This window comes from Streptomyces sp. SAJ15 (assembly GCF_007595705.1).
GTDB lineage: Bacteria > Actinomycetota > Actinomycetes > Streptomycetales > Streptomycetaceae > Streptomyces.
The window spans coordinates 316,155-332,323 of sequence record NZ_NISY01000008.1 but is presented as its reverse complement, the minus strand read 5'-3'; the positions used below and the strand labels follow the sequence as shown (position 1 = coordinate 332,323).

Annotated in this window: 14 protein-coding genes and 1 pseudogene; 9 read left to right on the top strand and 6 right to left on the bottom strand. The window is 75.6% G+C overall.

Annotated elements, in window-relative coordinates; all coding sequences use genetic code 11:
• Positions 1–246 precede the first annotated feature (246 nt).
• Positions 247–609, bottom strand: a complete 363-nt coding sequence (locus tag CD790_RS22190) for a DUF952 domain-containing protein (RefSeq protein WP_144385047.1) — start codon at positions 607–609, stop codon at positions 247–249.
• Between the two features lie 121 nt (positions 610–730).
• On the opposite strand from CD790_RS22190, the gene aroH reads away from it, so the two are divergent.
• From aroH to der, 5 genes are all read left to right on the top strand, one after another.
• The gene (gene aroH, locus CD790_RS22185; protein ID WP_144385046.1) at positions 731–1,093 is read left to right on the top strand and encodes a chorismate mutase; all 363 of its coding nucleotides are present in this window, start codon (positions 731–733) and stop codon (positions 1,091–1,093) included.
• The gene (locus CD790_RS22180) at positions 1,090–2,175 is read left to right on the top strand and encodes a prephenate dehydrogenase (protein ID WP_144385045.1); all 1,086 of its coding nucleotides are present in this window, start codon (positions 1,090–1,092) and stop codon (positions 2,173–2,175) included. The genes aroH and CD790_RS22180 overlap by 4 nt, the downstream gene beginning before the upstream one ends.
• A 112-nt stretch (positions 2,176–2,287) precedes the next feature.
• The gene (gene cmk, locus CD790_RS22175; RefSeq protein WP_144385044.1) at positions 2,288–3,007 is read left to right on the top strand and encodes a (d)CMP kinase; all 720 of its coding nucleotides are present in this window, start codon (positions 2,288–2,290) and stop codon (positions 3,005–3,007) included.
• Between the two features lie 68 nt (positions 3,008–3,075).
• On the top strand, positions 3,076–3,663 hold the full coding sequence (locus CD790_RS22170; RefSeq protein WP_144385103.1) for a 1-acyl-sn-glycerol-3-phosphate acyltransferase: 588 nt from the start codon (positions 3,076–3,078) through the stop codon (positions 3,661–3,663).
• A gap of 67 nt (positions 3,664–3,730) precedes the next feature.
• The gene (gene der, locus CD790_RS22165; protein WP_144385043.1) at positions 3,731–5,191 is read left to right on the top strand and encodes a ribosome biogenesis GTPase Der; all 1,461 of its coding nucleotides are present in this window, start codon (positions 3,731–3,733) and stop codon (positions 5,189–5,191) included.
• A 45-nt stretch (positions 5,192–5,236) separates the two neighbouring features.
• On the opposite strand, the gene CD790_RS36060 is transcribed toward der, so the two are convergent.
• On the bottom strand, positions 5,237–5,947 hold the full coding sequence (locus CD790_RS36060; RefSeq protein ID WP_144385042.1) for a hypothetical protein: 711 nt from the start codon (positions 5,945–5,947) through the stop codon (positions 5,237–5,239).
• A gap of 56 nt (positions 5,948–6,003) precedes the next feature.
• Positions 6,004–6,804, bottom strand: coding sequence for a hypothetical protein (locus CD790_RS22155; protein ID WP_399218039.1), 801 nt, complete (start codon positions 6,802–6,804; stop codon positions 6,004–6,006).
• A 408-nt stretch (positions 6,805–7,212) separates the two neighbouring features.
• On the opposite strand from CD790_RS22155, the gene CD790_RS22150 reads away from it, so the two are divergent.
• Complete coding sequence (locus CD790_RS22150; RefSeq protein WP_144385040.1) at positions 7,213–8,643, top strand: hypothetical protein; 1,431 nt, start codon at positions 7,213–7,215, stop codon at positions 8,641–8,643.
• 182 nt (positions 8,644–8,825) lie between these two features.
• Positions 8,826–9,464 carry a transglycosylase family protein gene (locus CD790_RS22145; protein ID WP_144385039.1) on the top strand — a complete coding sequence of 213 codons (639 nt, stop codon included), beginning with the start codon at positions 8,826–8,828 and terminating at the stop codon, positions 9,462–9,464.
• Here CD790_RS22145 and CD790_RS22140 read toward each other — a convergent pair.
• From CD790_RS22140 to CD790_RS36950, 3 genes and pseudogenes are all read right to left on the bottom strand, one after another.
• Entirely contained in the window at positions 9,379–10,146 is a 768-nt protein-coding gene (locus CD790_RS22140; RefSeq protein WP_144385038.1) for an ATP-binding cassette domain-containing protein, read from the bottom strand. The genes CD790_RS22145 and CD790_RS22140 overlap by 86 nt on opposite strands.
• Complete coding sequence (locus CD790_RS22135) at positions 10,143–13,217, bottom strand: branched-chain amino acid ABC transporter permease/ATP-binding protein (RefSeq protein ID WP_144385037.1); 3,075 nt, start codon at positions 13,215–13,217, stop codon at positions 10,143–10,145. Before CD790_RS22135 ends, CD790_RS22140 begins: the two co-directional genes overlap by 4 nt.
• A gap of 336 nt (positions 13,218–13,553) precedes the next feature.
• Positions 13,554–13,985: pseudogene (locus CD790_RS36950) on the bottom strand (hypothetical protein); the annotation flags it as partial.
• A gap of 155 nt (positions 13,986–14,140) precedes the next feature.
• Between CD790_RS36950 and CD790_RS22125 the strand changes: the two are divergent.
• Together CD790_RS22125 and CD790_RS22120 are read left to right on the top strand one after the other, a co-directional pair.
• Entirely contained in the window at positions 14,141–14,674 is a 534-nt protein-coding gene (locus tag CD790_RS22125) for a hypothetical protein (RefSeq protein WP_144385036.1), read from the top strand.
• Entirely contained in the window at positions 14,649–15,989 is a 1,341-nt protein-coding gene (locus tag CD790_RS22120; protein ID WP_144385035.1) for an ABC transporter substrate-binding protein, read from the top strand. Before CD790_RS22125 ends, CD790_RS22120 begins: the two co-directional genes overlap by 26 nt.
• Positions 15,990–16,169 lie beyond the last annotated feature (180 nt).

Below are 16,169 nucleotides of genomic sequence, written 5' to 3'. Positions count from 1 at the left end.
GGTCGCGCGCCGTCGCGGCGGGTCGGTCGGCCCCACCCGCGCACGGCGCGCGGCTGCCGAAAGGAACAGCGCCGCCCCCTCACGGCCGCGAACGCACTCCCACCCCGCACGCACCGGCGAGTGAGCCGAAGGGCGCGCGGCTGCCGTAAGGGAGAGCGCGCGGAGCCTGTGAGGAACGAGCAGGCGAGCACGGTCGACCGTCGGCAGTCGCTTAAGGCGCCCGGAGGCGAACCGAGCCTCAAAAAGCTAGGACCAGACCGCGAGGCCGGTCGCGCGGCCCTGCGCGTCGCGTTCGACCTCCAGCATTCCCACCACCGCGGTGCGGTTGATGTGGCCGAAGACGTGCGGGAAGAGGACCTCGGGCCCCACCCCCGGCGGCGGCTCGGGGTCGGCGGCCTCCCAGCGGACCAGGACGTCCAGCCGGTGCTCGTCGATCATCAGGGCCATCAGCGGGCCCGGCACCTCGCGGAAGAACGCGGTGGCGACGGCCAGGGTGGTGCTCTCGTCGGGCGAACAGTGCACGAAGCCGTCCTCGGCGAGCGAGGCCGGGGCGTAGGGGCGGTCGGGCGCGACCAGCCAGTCGTCGAGGCGCACCAGGTGGTAGATCATGCACATGGTTGTACCCGAGAAGGCGCCTGCCCGTCTCGCTGGCCGGTCGCGCGACGGCCGGGCCCACCTGGTCGTTAGGCTGATCAGGGAAACGCGACAGAGTGCGGAGGGGTGCGAGGACGTGGCGGTACGAGCGGTCCGTGGGGCGGTCCAGCTGGACCGGGACGAAGCCGGGCACATGCATGAGCGGGTCGCCGAGCTGCTCACCGCCGTCCTGGAGCGCAACAGCCTGGAGCCCGACGACCTGATCAGTGTCTGGTTCACCGCCACCCCCGACCTGCACTGCGACTTCCCCGCCGTCGCCGCCCGCCGGCTCGGCATCACCGACGTGCCGCTGATCTGCGCCCAGGAGCTGGACGTCGCCGGCGCCATGCCGCGCGTGGTCCGCGTCCTCGCCCACGTCGAGACCGAGCTCGCCAAGTCCGCCGTCGCGCACGTCTACCTCGGTGCCGCGGCCGCCCTCCGCAAGGACATCGCCCAGTGAGAACCGCCCTCGTCATCGGCACCGGACTGATCGGCACCTCGGCCGCGCTGGCCCTCCAGAGCCGGGGCGTCCAGGTCCACCTCGCCGACCACGACCCGGCCCAGGCCCGCACCGCGGCCGCGCTCGGCGCCGGCACGGACGAGCAGCCGGCCGGCCCGGTCGACCTCGCGGTCGTCGCCGTACCGCCGGCCCACACGGCCCACACCCTCGCCGACGCGATGCGCCGCGACGTCGCGCGCGGCTATCTGGACGTCGCCAGCGTCAAGGCCGGGCCGCGCCGCGAGCTGGAGGCCCTCGGCCTGGACCTGAGCCGCTACATCGGCACCCACCCCATGGCCGGCCGGGAGCGCTCCGGCCCGCTGGCCGGCACCGCCGAGCTCTTCGAGGGCCGGCCGTGGGTGCTGACTCCCACCCGCGACACCGACACCGAAGTGCTCAACCTCGCCCTGGAGCTGGTGGCGCTGTGCCGGGCGGTGCCGGTGGTGATGGACGCGGAGGCCCACGACCGCGCGGTGGCGCTGGTCTCGCACACCCCGCAGCTGATCTCCAGCATGGTCGCGGCCCGGCTGGAGGAGGCCGACGAGACGGCGGTGCGGCTGTGCGGGCAGGGCATCCGCGACGTCACCCGGATCGCCGCCTCCAACCCCGCCATGTGGCTCGACATCCTGTCCGCCAACCCCGGCCCGGTGGCCGATGTGCTCGCCGCCGTCGCCGCCGACCTGGAGGGGACGGTACGGGCGCTGCGCGCGCTCCAGTCCGCCGAGGAGGACGAGCGGGACGGTGGCGCGGCCGGCATCGAGGATGTGCTGCGGCGCGGCAACGCCGGCCGGGAGCGGGTGCCGGGCAAGCACGGCGCGGCCCCGGCGGCGTACGAGACCGTGACCGTCCACATCGGCGACCAGCCCGGTGAGCTGGCCCGCATCTTCGCCGACGCCGGCCGGGCCGGGGTCAACATCGAGGATGTGCGGATCGAGCACGCCACCGGCCAGCAGGCGGGTCTGATCCAGCTCACCGTGGAGCCCCAGGCCGCCCCGGGCCTGACCGCGACGCTGCGGGAACGGGGCTGGTCGATCAGGCAGTGACCCCGTGGCTGTCCGAGCCTGCCGTGTGAACCAGTAACCTTGTCCGAGGTTCACAGATGAGGTCATGGGGTTCGGTAGCGGGCCCCGCCCTCCGCCCCCGTGCATGAGAAAGGTGTCTGTCACCGTGGAAACCGCCGCCCGGACCGCTCCGGCAGCAGTGATCGTCGCGATCGACGGCCCCGCAGGCACGGGCAAGTCCAGCACCTCCAAGGCGGTCGCGGCCAAGCTCGGCTTCGGCTACCTGGACACCGGCGCCCAGTACCGGGCGATCACCTGGTGGATGCTGGAGAACGGCATCGACGTGGACGACCCGATCGCGCTGGCCGACGCCGCCGACAAGCCGCAGATCGTCTCCGGCACCGACCCGTCGGGCCCGACGATCACCGTCGACGGCGTGGACGTCTCCGGACCGATCCGCACCCGGCATGTGACCTCGCACGTCAGCGCGGTCAGCGCGGTGGCCGAGGTGCGCACCCGGATCACCGAGCTGCAGCGCGCCATCGCGGCGGGCGCGGAGCGCGGCATCGTGGTCGAGGGCCGGGACATCGGCACCACCGTCCTCCCGGACGCCGACCTCAAGATCTTCCTCACCGCCTCGGCGGAGGCGCGCGCCGCCCGCCGCAGCGGCGAGCTCAAGGGCAAGGAGGCGGCCGACCTCGCCGCCACCCAGGCCGCGCTGGCCAAGCGCGACGCCGCCGACTCCGGTCGCAAGACCTCCCCGCTGGCGAAGGCGGACGACGCGGTCGAGGTGGACACCACCGACCTGACCCTGGACCAGGTCATCGAGTGCGTGGTCACCCTCGTCGAAGAGAAGCAGCAGGCCAAGGCGTGAGCCGGACCGCGGTGGCGGTCCCCTCCGCGAGCGGGGCCGCGCTCGGCCGCCGTATCGGCATCGGCCTGATGTACGGGCTGTGGCGGCCGCGGGTGCTGGGTGCCTGGCGGGTGCCGGCGGCCGGCCCGGTGATCCTCGCGGTGAACCACACGCACAACATCGACGGCCCGATGCTGATGGGGACGGCGCCGCGGCCGGTGCACTTCCTGATCAAGAAGGAGGCGTTCGTCGGCCCGCTGGACCCGTTCCTGCGGGGCATCGGACAGCTGAAGGTGGACCGCGCGAGCACCGACCGCGCCGCGATCACCAACGCCCTGGGCGTGCTGGAGCGCGGCGGGGTGCTGGGGATCTTCCCCGAGGGCAGCCGCGGCGAGGGCGACTTCGCCTCGCTGCGCTCCGGGCTCGCCTACTTCGCGGTCCGCTCCGGCGCGCCGGTGGTCCCGGTGGCGGTGCTCGGCAGCGCCGAGGCGCGGGGCCGGGTCGTGTCGGCGCTGCCGCCGCTGCGCGGCCGGGTCGACGTGGTCTTCGGCGAGGCCTTCGCGGCGGGCGACGGCAGCGGTCGGCGCACCCGCAAGGCGCTGGACGAGGCCACCGAGCGCATCCAGCGGCGGCTGACCGCCCACCTGGAAAACGCCAGGCGTTCCACCGGACGCTAGGCAAGACTTGACCTGTCGCTCCGGCACCGGAGCAGCACGGACGATGAACGACGAGGAAACAGGCTTCATGAACGACCACATCCACACCGGCGACGAGCACGGTGAGCTTGGCGACGCCGAGTACGCGCAGTTCATGGAGCTCGCCACGCAGGAGGGCTTCGACGCGGAGGAGATCGAGGGCGCCCTGGAGGAGGCCGGCCACGGCCCGCTTCCGGTGCTCGCCGTCGTCGGCCGCCCCAACGTCGGCAAGTCGACCCTGGTGAACCGGATCATCGGCCGCCGCGAGGCGGTCGTCGAGGACCGCCCGGGCGTCACCCGCGACCGCGTCACCTACGAGGCCGAGTGGGCCGGCCGCCGCTTCAAGGTCGTCGACACCGGCGGCTGGGAGCAGGACGTGCTGGGCATCGACGCCTCGGTGGCCGCCCAGGCCGAGTTCGCGATCGAGGCCGCCGACGCGGTGGTCTTCGTGGTGGACGCCACCGTCGGCGCCACCGACACCGACGAGGCCGTGGTGAAGCTGCTGCGCCGGGCCGGCAAGCCGGTGGTGCTCTGCGCCAACAAGGTCGACGGCCCGTCCGGCGAGGCGGACGCGTCGATGCTGTGGTCGCTGGGCCTCGGCGAGCCGCACCCGGTCTCCGCGCTGCACGGCCGGGGCACCGGCGACCTCCTCGACGAGGTGCTGAAGGCGCTGCCCGAGGCCCCCGCGCAGACCTTCGGCGGCGGCGTCGGCGGCCCGCGCCGCGTCGCCCTCATCGGCCGGCCCAACGTCGGCAAGTCCTCGCTGCTCAACAAGGTGGCGGGCGAGGAGCGCGTGGTCGTCAACGAGCTGGCCGGCACCACCCGCGACCCGGTCGACGAGCTGATCGAGCTGGGCGGCAAGACCTGGAAGTTCGTGGACACCGCCGGCATCCGCAAGCGGGTCCACCTCCAGGAGGGCGCGGACTACTACGCGTCGCTGCGCACCGCCGCCGCCGTCGAGAAGGCGGAGGTCGCGGTCGTCCTGATCGACACCAGCGAGTCCATCAGCGTGCAGGACCAGCGGATCCTCACCATGGCCGTCGAGGCCGGCCGCGCGCTGGTCATCGCGTACAACAAGTGGGACACCCTCGACGAGGAGCGCCGGTACTACCTGGAGCGCGAGATCGAGACCGAGATGCAGCAGGTCTCGTGGGCGCCGCGGGTGAACGTCTCGGCCCAGACCGGGCGGCACATGGAGAAGCTGGTCCCGGCGATCGAGACGGCGCTGGCCGGCTGGGAGACCCGCATCCCCACCGGGCGGCTGAACGCCTTCCTCGGCGAGCTCGTCTCGGCCCACCCGCACCCCATCCGGGGTGGCAAGCAGCCCCGCATCCTCTTCGGCACCCAGGCCGGCAGCAAGCCGCCGCGGTTCGTCCTCTTCGCCTCGGGCTTCCTGGAGGCGGGCTACCGGCGCTTCATCGAGCGCCGGCTGCGCGAGGAGTTCGGCTTCGAGGGCACCCCGATCCACATCTCGGTGCGGGTGCGCGAGAAGCGCGGCAAGAAGAAGTGACGGAGGCCCGGCGACGGGCACTCCCATGACGGCAGGGGCCGCGGGTCAGTACCCGCGGCCCCTGCCGTCGCGCGGAGCGGGTGGCAGCGCCGCGGGGAAGAAGCCGCGGTAGGGCCGCCCGCCGGTGGGATCGGCGCCCGGCGGATGGCCCCCGGGGTCCTGCGTCCGGTGCCAGCCGCTCATCCCGTGACCGGAGTGGGCATGGGGGGTGTGGGGGGTGTGGGCCTGGGCGGCGTGGGGTCCGGGCGTGCCGTGCGCGACGTGCGGCGCGGGGGAGTCGTGGCCGGTGCCGAAGGACCCGTGCCCACCGCCGAGCGAGCCGTGGCCGGTGGCGAAGGATCCATGGCCGGTGGTGAAGGATCCGTGGCCGGTGCCGAAGGATCCGTGGCCACCGCCGAGCGGGCCGTGGCCGCCGAGGGAGCCATGCTCGGCCTGGGAGCCGTGCGCCGAGGACCCGCCGGTCGAGCCCGACCCGCCGGTCTGGCCGAGGGCCGCGAAGCCCTTGAAGCCCAGGTCCTCGTCGCCCGTGGTGTCGCCGGGCAGCGCGCGGAACAGCCGCCGGTACTCCGCGTACAGCGCGTCGTAGATCGGGGTGGCCGACCGCGCCTGCGCGTAGTCGGCCGACGGGTCCTGCGACGGCCGCATGCCGGGGATGTGGTGCTGGTAGGAGGCGCGGGAGGCCGGGTCGTATGCGTGCACGTAGGTGCCAACGACCAGGTCGCCGGGGGGATGCGGTCGCACGTCCGAATGGGCCATGGGCGGCATCCCCGGTACGCCGTGCGAGGCGCCCATGACCCGCGCGGCGGCGCCGGTCATGTGCCGGACAGCGGCATGGCGGCGGCGACCAGCGCGCCGTTCGCGGCGGCCCGGTCCAGGGCGATGCGCAGCTGGTCCTCGCGCGGCTGGTTGCCGATGGAGCCGACGGGAGCCGCGTACACCATCACCACCGGGGACTTGCCGACCGCGGCGCGCCAGTCGTCGGTGACCGGCATCGGCCGGTGAGCCTGCCACCAGGCCACCGGGGCGGTGCCGGAGCCGCCCGGCATCAGTACGGCGTGCAGCTGGCCCATGGCCATCAGCACCGACCAGCCGGCGATCGGGGAGGGCGCCCGGGAGACGTCGCCGACCGGCCGGAAGCCCTGCTCGATGAGGAGCGGCAGGAAGTCGTCGCCGGGTCCCTCGGTGCCGGGACGGGCGATCGCCGAGGTCGGCTCCACCACCAGGGCGGGCCGCGGCTCGCCCTGGACCAGGACCAGCCCACAGGTGACGTTGAGCACCGCCTGCCGGGGCGCCGCCTCCAGGCCCGGGCCCGACGGGGCGAGCGCGGCCGGCTCCGACGCCGGGGTGACGTCGGAGAAGGAGCGGACGGCCCCCTGGAGCTGCTCCTCGGCGACCGGGACGACCTGCGAGGGCACGCAGGTGGCGTGGGCGAACGCGAGGACGGCGGTCTCCTGACCGACGAAGAGCACGGTGCTGGTGCGCTCCTGCTCGGTGTTGCCCGGGGTGCGGCAGGAGGTGCAGTCGTAGCTGCCCGGGGCGTTCTCCCCGGCGAGCAGCCGGTTGGCTTCATCGTCGCCGATCTCGGCGCGTACGTCGTCGCTGACCTCGAGCATGCGCGACACGGGGGCTCCTCGGACTCGGGGGTCTCATGGCATGCGTCCGGGCGTGCGGGCGCCGGCGCGTACTGCACAACGCTCGATCCGTGGCGGTGGTCACGCGCGGACCACACCGCGGGGGGACACCGCGGGTGGCCCGGAGGCGGTTGACGGGGCGTCGGGGGACCGCGTCGCGGCGGTGCCGGGAAGGCGCGGTCCGAGGAGCCGACGGGCCGTCATGTCACGCCGCCACGCCGTACGGGGACCGCTCGGCTCGCTCGTACGGGCCACCCCCGGGAGCCCGAACCGGAAGATCGTGGTCCGCTCTCTTCAGAGCCTCATGCCGGCGGCCGCATCGGGTGGCCGCCGGGGCATGGGGTCGAGCGCGCCGACGGGTGGCCCGGGCGCGGAAGGAGGGAGTCCCCCATGCCTTTGACACCCTTGACGTCCCGGCGGACCGGCCGGGCGGGGAACGCGCCCCGTGGCGGGCGATCGCGCACGGCCGCGCGCCGGACCGCCGTCGCCGCCGGGCTGGTGACGGTCGCGGCGGCGGTCCTGCCGGCTCCGTTCGCGCGCGCCGGCGACGTCGGCGTGCGGTGCTCGGCCGCCGCGCTCGTGGCGGCGATCACCACGGCCAACCAGAGCCCGGGGCCGGACGTCATCCGGCTGGCCCACCGCTGCGTCTACCGGCTGGAGGCCCCCGATCCGGGCAACCCCGCCAACGGCCTGCCCGTCATCACCGGCGAGCTCACCATCGAGGGGAACGACGCCACGATCAAGCGGGTCCACTCCGCGCCCGCCTTCCGCATCCTCGCCGTCGCCCTCACCGGCGACCTGACACTCAACAAGATCACCATCACCGGCGGCCGGGCGATCGACTGCCCGACCTTCCCGGGGCTCGCGGTGTGCGGCGGCGGCATCTCCAGCCTCGGCGCGTTGACCGTCAACCACAGCCTGGTGACCCGTAACGTCGCCGAGTCGGCCACGCTCTTCGCCGAGGGCGGCGGCATCGACAGCGACGGCACGGGAACCCTGAACCACACGGTGGTCAGCCACAACGCCGCCCGCTACACCGGCATGGCCCTGAACTCGGCGGACGCCGGCGGCGTCTCCAACGACGGCCCGCTGACGGTCCGCCGCAGCCGGCTGATCCACAACAAGGTCCGGGTCTCCGACAACTCCGGGGGCTTCGCGTTCGGGGCGGGGCTGTCCAGCTTCGCCCCGACGACCGTCGCCGACAGCGAGATCAGCGGGAACCAGGCGTTCGCCCAAGGAGGCACCGCCCGCGCCGCGCTCGCCAACGCCGTGCCGGTGACGTCCACCATGGTCGTGACCGATACCGTCTTCCGGCACAACACCGCCTCCGCGCCGGGCGGCACCGCCCAGGGCGCCGCCATCGCCAGCAACGCCAGGCTCTCCCTGGTCGGCGGCCTGATCAGCGAGAACCGCACCAGCGCGACGGGCGGCACCGCACAGGGCGGCGCCCTGCGGGTCGGCCCGGTGGGCGACGTGGCGCTGTTCGAGACCACCGTCCGCGACAACAAGGCCCATGCGCCGGGCGGCACCGCCGAAGGCGGCGGGATCCAGGTCCCGCTCGGCGGAACGCTCACGACCGACAAGACGTACATCGTCCACAACACCGCCAGCGCCGCCCCCGGCGGCACCGCGCTGGGCGGCGGCCTCTTCAACGAGGGCACGTCGACCCTCAACAGGAGCCATGTCCTCTACAACCGCGCGGACGACGGTGGCGGCATCTACGAACAGGCGGGCACCGTCACGTTGAGCGACACCATCGTGCGGTACAACCGGCCCAACAACTGCCGTCCGCCGGGCGCCGTCCCGGGCTGCGTCGACTGACGCCGACCGGCAGCGGGCCCAGGGCCGGCCCGGGGTCCGCCGAAGCGGGCCGCCGGGCCGGTCGGGCGCGCCGACGGTCCGGCGGCCCGGGGGAGGGGCGGCTGCTCCGCCGGACGGGTGGCGCGACGGGCGCGTCGCGCGCGGGAGCGGGACGGCCGCTCATCCGCCCCTAGCTTGTGCGGATGACGCACAGACGTCCGACGCCGAGCCGGCCGGCCGCGCCCGCTCGGCCCCCCGTCGCGGCCGCCGCCACGACCGCCCCCGCCCTGCCCGTCGCGGCCCTCCGCGCCGTGCTCCTGGCGCTGCACCTGGCCGCGCTGCTCGCCGTGACCCCCGGCCTCGCCCACGCGGCCGCCGCGCCCCCGCGGCTGTCCTGCGCCGAGGGAGACGGCTGGCCGTGGAGCTGCGTCGCCGAGTGCGAGAGCAGCGGGGACTGGCACATCAACACCGGCAACGGCTTCTACGGCGGGCTCCAGTTCACCCAGTCCACCTGGGAGGAGCACGGCGGGCGCGCCTACGCCCCGCGCGCCGACCTCGCCCCCCGCGAGCGGCAGATCGAGATCGCCGAGCGGGTGCTGACCACCCAGGGCTGGCGCGCCTGGCCGGTGTGCTCCCGGCGGTACGGGCTGTCCGGCCGGGCCCATGCGGTCCGCCCCGGCGACACGCTCGGCTCCCTCGCCCGGCACTACCGCGTGCCCGGCGGCTGGCACGCCCTGTACGAGGCCAACCTGACGGTCATCGGCCCCGATCCGAACCTGCTGACCCCGGGGACGATGCTGGAACTCCCACCCGACTCCGCCACTCCGCCGCCTCCCCGCTGAACACCACCGCGCCGCGCCGCAGTTCGTAGACCACGGTCGCGGGGAGGCGGGCCCCGGCCCGGCCCGCGGCCGAGCCGGGCGGGGCGCCCACCGCGTCGAGCCCGCCCGGCAGCCGCTGCTCCGCCACCACGACCGTGCGGCCGTCCGCCACCGCGGCGGCGAGCAGCCCGTACGTACGGGCCGCCGCCTCGGGCGACATGCCCTGCGTCGGCTCGTCCAGCAGCAGCAACCGGGCGGGGGACAGCAGCGCTCGGGCGACGGCGAGCATCCGCTGCTCGCCGCCGGAGAGCGTGCCCGCGCGGCGGGAGAGCAGCGCGCCAAGCGCCGGGAAGGCGCGCCGCGCGGCCTCCGGGTCCTCCCGCGCGGCGCGGGCCGCCAGGCGGAGGTTCTCGGCGACGCTGAGGGTGGCGAAGACCGCGCCCCGGTCCGGGACGAGGCACACGCCCCTGCGGGCCCGGGCGTACGCCGCCAGCCGGGTGACGTCCTCGCCGCCCCAGACCACGCGGCCCGACGTGAGCGGCACCGTGCCGGCGAACGCGCGCAGCGCGGTGGTGCGGCCGGCGCCGTTGCGGCCCAACAGCACGGTCAGATGGGCGGTCGGCACCGCCAGGTCCACGCCGTGCAGGGCCTCCAGCGGTCCGTAGCGCACGCGTGCCGCGCGCAGCGCGATCTCGACGCTCATGGGCGCACCCGCGCCAACACGCGCGCCGCGGGCCCGGACGCGACGATCCTGCCCGCCTCCATCGCGTAGACGACGTCGGCGAGCCCGCCGATGAGCTCCAGGTCGTGTTCGACGACCAGCAGGGCCATCCCGTCCGCCGCGAGGGAGCGCAACAGCCGGGCCAGCGCGGCCGTCTCGACGGCGTCCAGTCCGGCCGCCGGCTCGTCCAGCAGCAGGACGCGCGGCCCGCCGGCGAGCGCCCGCCCCAGCTCCACCCGGCGCAGCGTCCCCGTCGGCAGCTCCGCCGCCGGCGCGTCCCGCACCGTCCCGTCCAGCCCCAGGAGCCGCAACACCCGCTCCGCGGCCGCCGGGTCCCGCACCCGGCCCTGCTCGGCACCGAGCAGGACGTTCTCGGCCACCGTGAGCGACGGAAAGACCGCCAGCCGCTGGAACGTCCGGGCCAGGCCGAGCCGGGTGCGCGCGTGGTCCGGGCGGCGGGTGATGTCCCGTCCGTCCAGCAGCACCCGCCCCGCGTCCGGCCGCACCGTCCCGCACAGACAGTGGAACAGCGTGCTCTTTCCCGCCCCGTTCGGCCCCACCAGCGCCGTCACCCGCCCGGGAGCCACCGTGATGTCGGCACCCTTCAGGGCTGTGAAACCCCCGCCGTAGGTGACCCGCAGCCCCCGCCCCGTCAACCGCCCCCGCCCGCCCGCCCACCGTCCCGCGCCTGCCTCGCCCGCCCACCGGCCCGCGCCCGCCTCGCCCGCCCGCCACGCGCGCCGGTTCGCGGCCCGGCGGGTCGCCGGTTCGGGCGGGGCGGGGGCGCCGCTGTCGCGGGTCTCGTAGCCCTCCCGGCGGCCCCGACCGCCCGCCTGCCGCCCACCGCGAGAGTCCACGGGGCCCGTCGCGCGCGCGTCCGGTGCGGGTGCCTCGCCTGGGCCTGCGGCGGGTGTGTCGGGTGTGGGCGCCTTGCCTGGGCTCGTCGCGCGCGCGTCCCGGCCTGCCGTGGGCGCGTCCGGGGTGTCTGAGGGGCCGGGCCGGGTCGATGCGGGGGGCGCGCCGGCGGGGCCTGCCGGGTCCGGTCGACGGCCGGTGGGCGGGCCGCCGGTTCGGCGGGTTCCGCCGGGGCCCGCCGTGCTCCCGAAGCGGCCTCCGAGGCGCGGCAGGCGCCGTGAGTCGCCGCCCGGGGCGGTGCCGGCGAGGGCGAGCGCGGTCTGGACGCGGGCGCGGGCGCGTCGACCGGCGGGGGTGAGCGCGACGCGGCGGTGCGTGGTGAGGGCGCGGCGGGCGGCGTCCAGGGCCTGTTGCGGGCCGGCGGGGTAGCGGCCGAGGAGCACGGCCAGGACACCGATCACCGCCGCCGCCACACCCCCGCGGGCCCCCGCGTCCAGGCCGACCAGCAGCGCGGCGGCGGCCAGGGCGCCGAGGAGGCTGTCGGCGCCCAGCACCACCACCGCGGCGAACCACAGCAGACCGCGGACCGGGTCGAAGTCGCCCGCGTCGAAGGCCCGTACGCCCATGCCCAGCATCGCGCCGCCCAGGGCCGCCAGCGCCGCGCCCGCCACGAAGGCGGTGAGCTTCAGCGCGGGCACCCGCACCCCGGCCGCCGCCGCGCCCTCCTCGTGGTCGCGCATGGCGGCCAGCGCCCGCCCGTACGGGCCGCGGCGCAGCGTCGCCGCGCAGAGCAGGGCGACGGACAGCAGAACGAGCTCGAGGACGTAGTACGCGCGGTCGTGGCCGAAGCCGGGCGGGCGACCCAGGCCCAGGCCCGAGGTGGCGTACGGCTGGGCGAAGACGAAGCGGCTGACGGCCACCCCGATGGCCAGCGTGGCCAGCGCCAGTGCCAGCCCCCGGCGGCGGATCGCCGGCCATCCGGTGAGCAGGCCCAGCGGGGCGACCAGCGCCACCGCCACCACCAGTGCGGCCAGCTCGCCGAGCGCGGGCAGGCCGGGGAACCGTCCGGCGGCCAGCAGCGCCGTGAACAGCGCGCCGAGCCCGGCGTACGCGGCCTGGCCGAGCGAGATCTGGCCGCCCCGGCCGGTGACCACGCTCAGCGAGAGCAGCACCACGGCGATCGCCGGCACCTGCACCGAGGTGTGCAGGTCGGAGCCCGCGAACCCCAACGGCAGCAGGAACAGCACGCCGCAGACGATCCACGCCCGCGCGTCGCCGTCCATCCGCAGCCGGCTGGGGGACAGCCCCGCCCCCCAGGACACGCTGCCGCGCCCGCCCACCCCGGGCAGCGCCAGCGCCGCGATCAGCAGCGCGACCACGAACAGGTTGGCGCCCACGGCCTGCACCAGGGGCTCCGCCCAGCCCCGGGGGTGGAGCCGGGTCAGCTGGCTCTGCGCCACCCCGACGGCCAGCGCCACGGCGATCGCCACCGGCAGGCTGCGCAGCGCCGCCGCCACCGCGACCGCCATCACCTCCATGACCAGCAGCGGCAGCCCGTACGGGTCCAGCCGCACCAGCGGTGCCAGCAGAACGCCGGTGAGCCCCGCCGTGAACGCGCCGAAGGCCCAGCCGCCCGCCCCCACCCGGTCCGCGTCGATCCCGCTCAGCGCGGCGAGCCGGCGGTCGTCCACCACCGCGCGCAGCTCCCGGCCGAGCCCGGTCCACCAGGTGACGGCGCCGACCGCCGCGGCCAGCGCGACCGCGGTGCCCAGCTGCACCCAGGGGTCGGCGGGCAGCAGCGCGGGCGCGTCGGCGCGGGCCCCCGGCCCCCAGATCAGCCCCGCGGCGCCGACCAGCAGGACGAAGACGCCGAGCGAGGCCACGAGGGTCTGTGCCGGCCCGCCGCCCTCGCCCCGCTCCCCGGCGGCGGCCAGCGGCCGGAAGACCAGCCGGTCCAGCAGCAGGCCGAGACCGGGCGCGAACAGCAGCAGACTCGCCGCGGCGGCCCACCACGGCGGCCAGTCCCACTCGACCACCAACTGGCGCATCACGTACGCGGTCACCATGGCGATCGCGCCCTGCGCGAGGTTGAGCACCCCCGTGGCCCGATAGGTGACGATCAGCCCGATGCCGGTCAGCGCCGCCGCGCTGCCCACGGCGAGGCCGGCGAGGGTGAGCTCGTAGGTGAGCGAGCCCACGACTCACGCCCCGGGTCCCGGCGCCCCGCAGCCCGGATCGGCTTCCGACCCGCTCGTCGGGCCGGCCGGGGGCCCGTCCCGAACGGGCGGGGTCTTCGGTCCGCAGATCGGGCAGGGGGTCAGCCCGGCCGTGCCGACGGCCGTGGGGTCGGCGGGCAGGACGTCGGGCTTGCCATCGATCAGAGGGCAGCCGGGGCGGTGCGCGAGGGTCCCGCCCGGGAGGACCAGAAGGCCCGCGAGGGCCGCGCCGGTCGTCGCGTCGGCGGTGGTGGGGGTGAGGGGCCCCGCCGCGGGACCGCGCGGGCCCGCGGCCCCCGGAGGGCCGCCCGCGCGGGCGTCGCCCGCGGCCCCCGGAGCGCCGCCCGCGGGGGCGTCGCCCGGCGCCGGGCCGGCGGCCGTGGGGGCGGCGGGGGCCGGGGCCGCGGTCTCCCCGGCGCGGGCGTCCCCGGCGGGGGCGGCCGCGGGCCGGGCATCCGCGGCGCGGGCCTCCACCGCCGCGGCGTCGCCGGCGGGCGCGTACGCGTCGTCGTCCTCCGCCACCAGCAGCCGGTGCAGCTCCGCCACGCGGGCGGCCGCGAGCCCCTGCCCGCCGTGGGCGACCAGCACGGCCCCGGCGACGAGGAGCGCGGCGCCGGGGATGGTGCACGAGGCCAGATAGGGGAGCTGTCGCTCGACGAAGCGTTCACCGGAGACGCCGTACCAGCCGACCACGCACAGCACCGCGCCGCCGGCCAGCGCCGCCCACCCCGCCCATTGCACGGTTCGCATACGGCCCCCTGCACTCGTGGCTGTCCGACGACTGTGCATCCGCTCCGCTGACCGTGCAATTCCGTGCGAAGCGATGCACTATGCCTGAAGGGGCGGAATCTCCGCGGCAGCGGAGGTCTGATCTCTGCGACCGACGACGCCCGGTGGTGAATCGGATGGCCCTTGCGAAACCGGCACGCGCGCGCACGGCCGCGTGGCTGACGGCTGCGGTGCTGCTCTTCGGGGCGGGCGCGGCCGGCTGCGGTGATGACGGCGGCGGGACGGACGAGCCGTCCCCCACCAGGTCCGTGACGCCGACGAAGACGGCGTCACCCACCGGCGACGAGCCCTCCGATCCGGAGGCCGCCGAGGAGGAGATCGAGGAGAACTGGGAGACCTTCTTCGACCCGGCCACGTCCAGGGACGAGAAGGCCGAACTGCTCCAGGACGGCTCGCGGTTGAAGCCCCTGCTGGAGGCGTTCAGCGGCGACCAGCGCGGCGAGCAGGTCAAGGCGGAGGTCACCGAGGTGACCTTCACGTCCGCGACCTCCGCGGACGTGACGTACGCGTTGACGGTCAAGGGCGCCACCGTGCTGCCCGACGCCTCCGGCGTCTCCGTGCTCCAGGACGGCGAGTGGAAGGTGTCACACAAGACCCTCTGCGGGCTGGTGGAGCTGAGCGACGATGCCCCCAAGGCGCCGGGCTGCTGACCGTGGGCGCCGCCGCACCCTCCTGCTCCTCGTCCTGCCGCTCGTCCTGGCCTGGCTGGCGGCGTGCGGCAGCCGCGTGCCGGAGAGCGAGTTCGGCGAACGGAGCGGGGGCCCGACCGGGGCCGGCGCGAGCGGTGACGGGGCGTCCGGCGAGCCGCTGAAGGTCGGCATCATCACCAGCGCCACCAGCCCGGTCGGCGGCTCCGCCCTCACCGGCCCGCGCGACGGGGCCAGGGCGTACTTCGACCGACTCAACCGGAACGGCGGCCTGAACGGCCGTCCGGTCGAGGTCGTGACGTGTGACGACGGCGGCAGCGGGGTGGGCAACAACGAGTGCGTCCACCGACTGGTGACGGAGGAGAAGGTGTTCGCCCTCGTCGCCACCACCGCGCTGGACTACGCGGGCGCGCCCCGGGTGAGCGGGGCCGGCGTGCCCGACATCGGCGGACAGCCGATCGGCGCGGCGTACGACACCTATCCCCACCTGTACGGGATCTACGGCAGTCTCGCCCCGCGCGAGGGAGAGCCGGGCTGGGACGGGCGGCTCTACGGCGGCACCGAGGTCTACCGCTACTTCAAGCGCGAACACGGCGCCCGCAGCGCCGCCGTGGTCTCGTACAACCAGTCCGCCTCCGCCGGCTACGCACGGCTGGTCGAGCGCGGTCTGCGCGAGGAGGGCTACGACGTCGTCTCCGAGCAGGTCGACTTCGCGCTGCCCAACTTCCGCGCGGTAGCGGCGGATCTGCGCGCCCGCGACGTGGACCTGGTCTTCGACGCCCTGGACACCCACGGCAACGCCCGGCTGTGCCAGGCGATGGACGCCGCCGGGGTCGAGCTCACCGCCAAGGTGACCAACGTCCAGAACTGGGACTCCTCCGTGCCCGACGACTACGAGGACGCGCCGGACTGTCGCAACGCCCTGTGGGCCACGGGCGCCAGCCGCAACCACGACGACACCGGGCACCCCGCCGTACGGGAGTTCCGCGCGGCCATGGGCGACAAGCCGCTGTCCCAGTGGCAACTGGAGGGCTGGGCCGCCGCCATGTGGTTCACCGACGCGGCGAGGTCCTGCGGCCACGCGCTCACCCGCGGCTGCGTCGAGGACTATCTCCAGCGCTCCGAGCCCTACACGGCGCGCGGTCTGCTGCTGCCCGTGCGCTTCGAACAACTCGCCCAGCCACCCACCACCGACCACACCTGTCTCTCCGTGGCACGCTGGAAGGACGACGCGAACGGCGGGAAGGGCGGCTGGGTCTCCCAAGGGGACATGAACCGCACCTGCTTCACCGTCCCGCAGCTGGCCTACGAGCCGTGAGACCGCGGCCGGCGCGCCCGGTCCGAGCCCGTTCCGCCGACGCGTCGTGAGGGCCCGGACCCGGCCCGGGTGGTGCGACAGACGGCTGGCGTACGGGCCCTCAGAGAGATGAGATCCTTGACGGGATGACAGACCGGGCACAAAGGTTCCACGAATCGGCTACCGATTACACATCGCTTC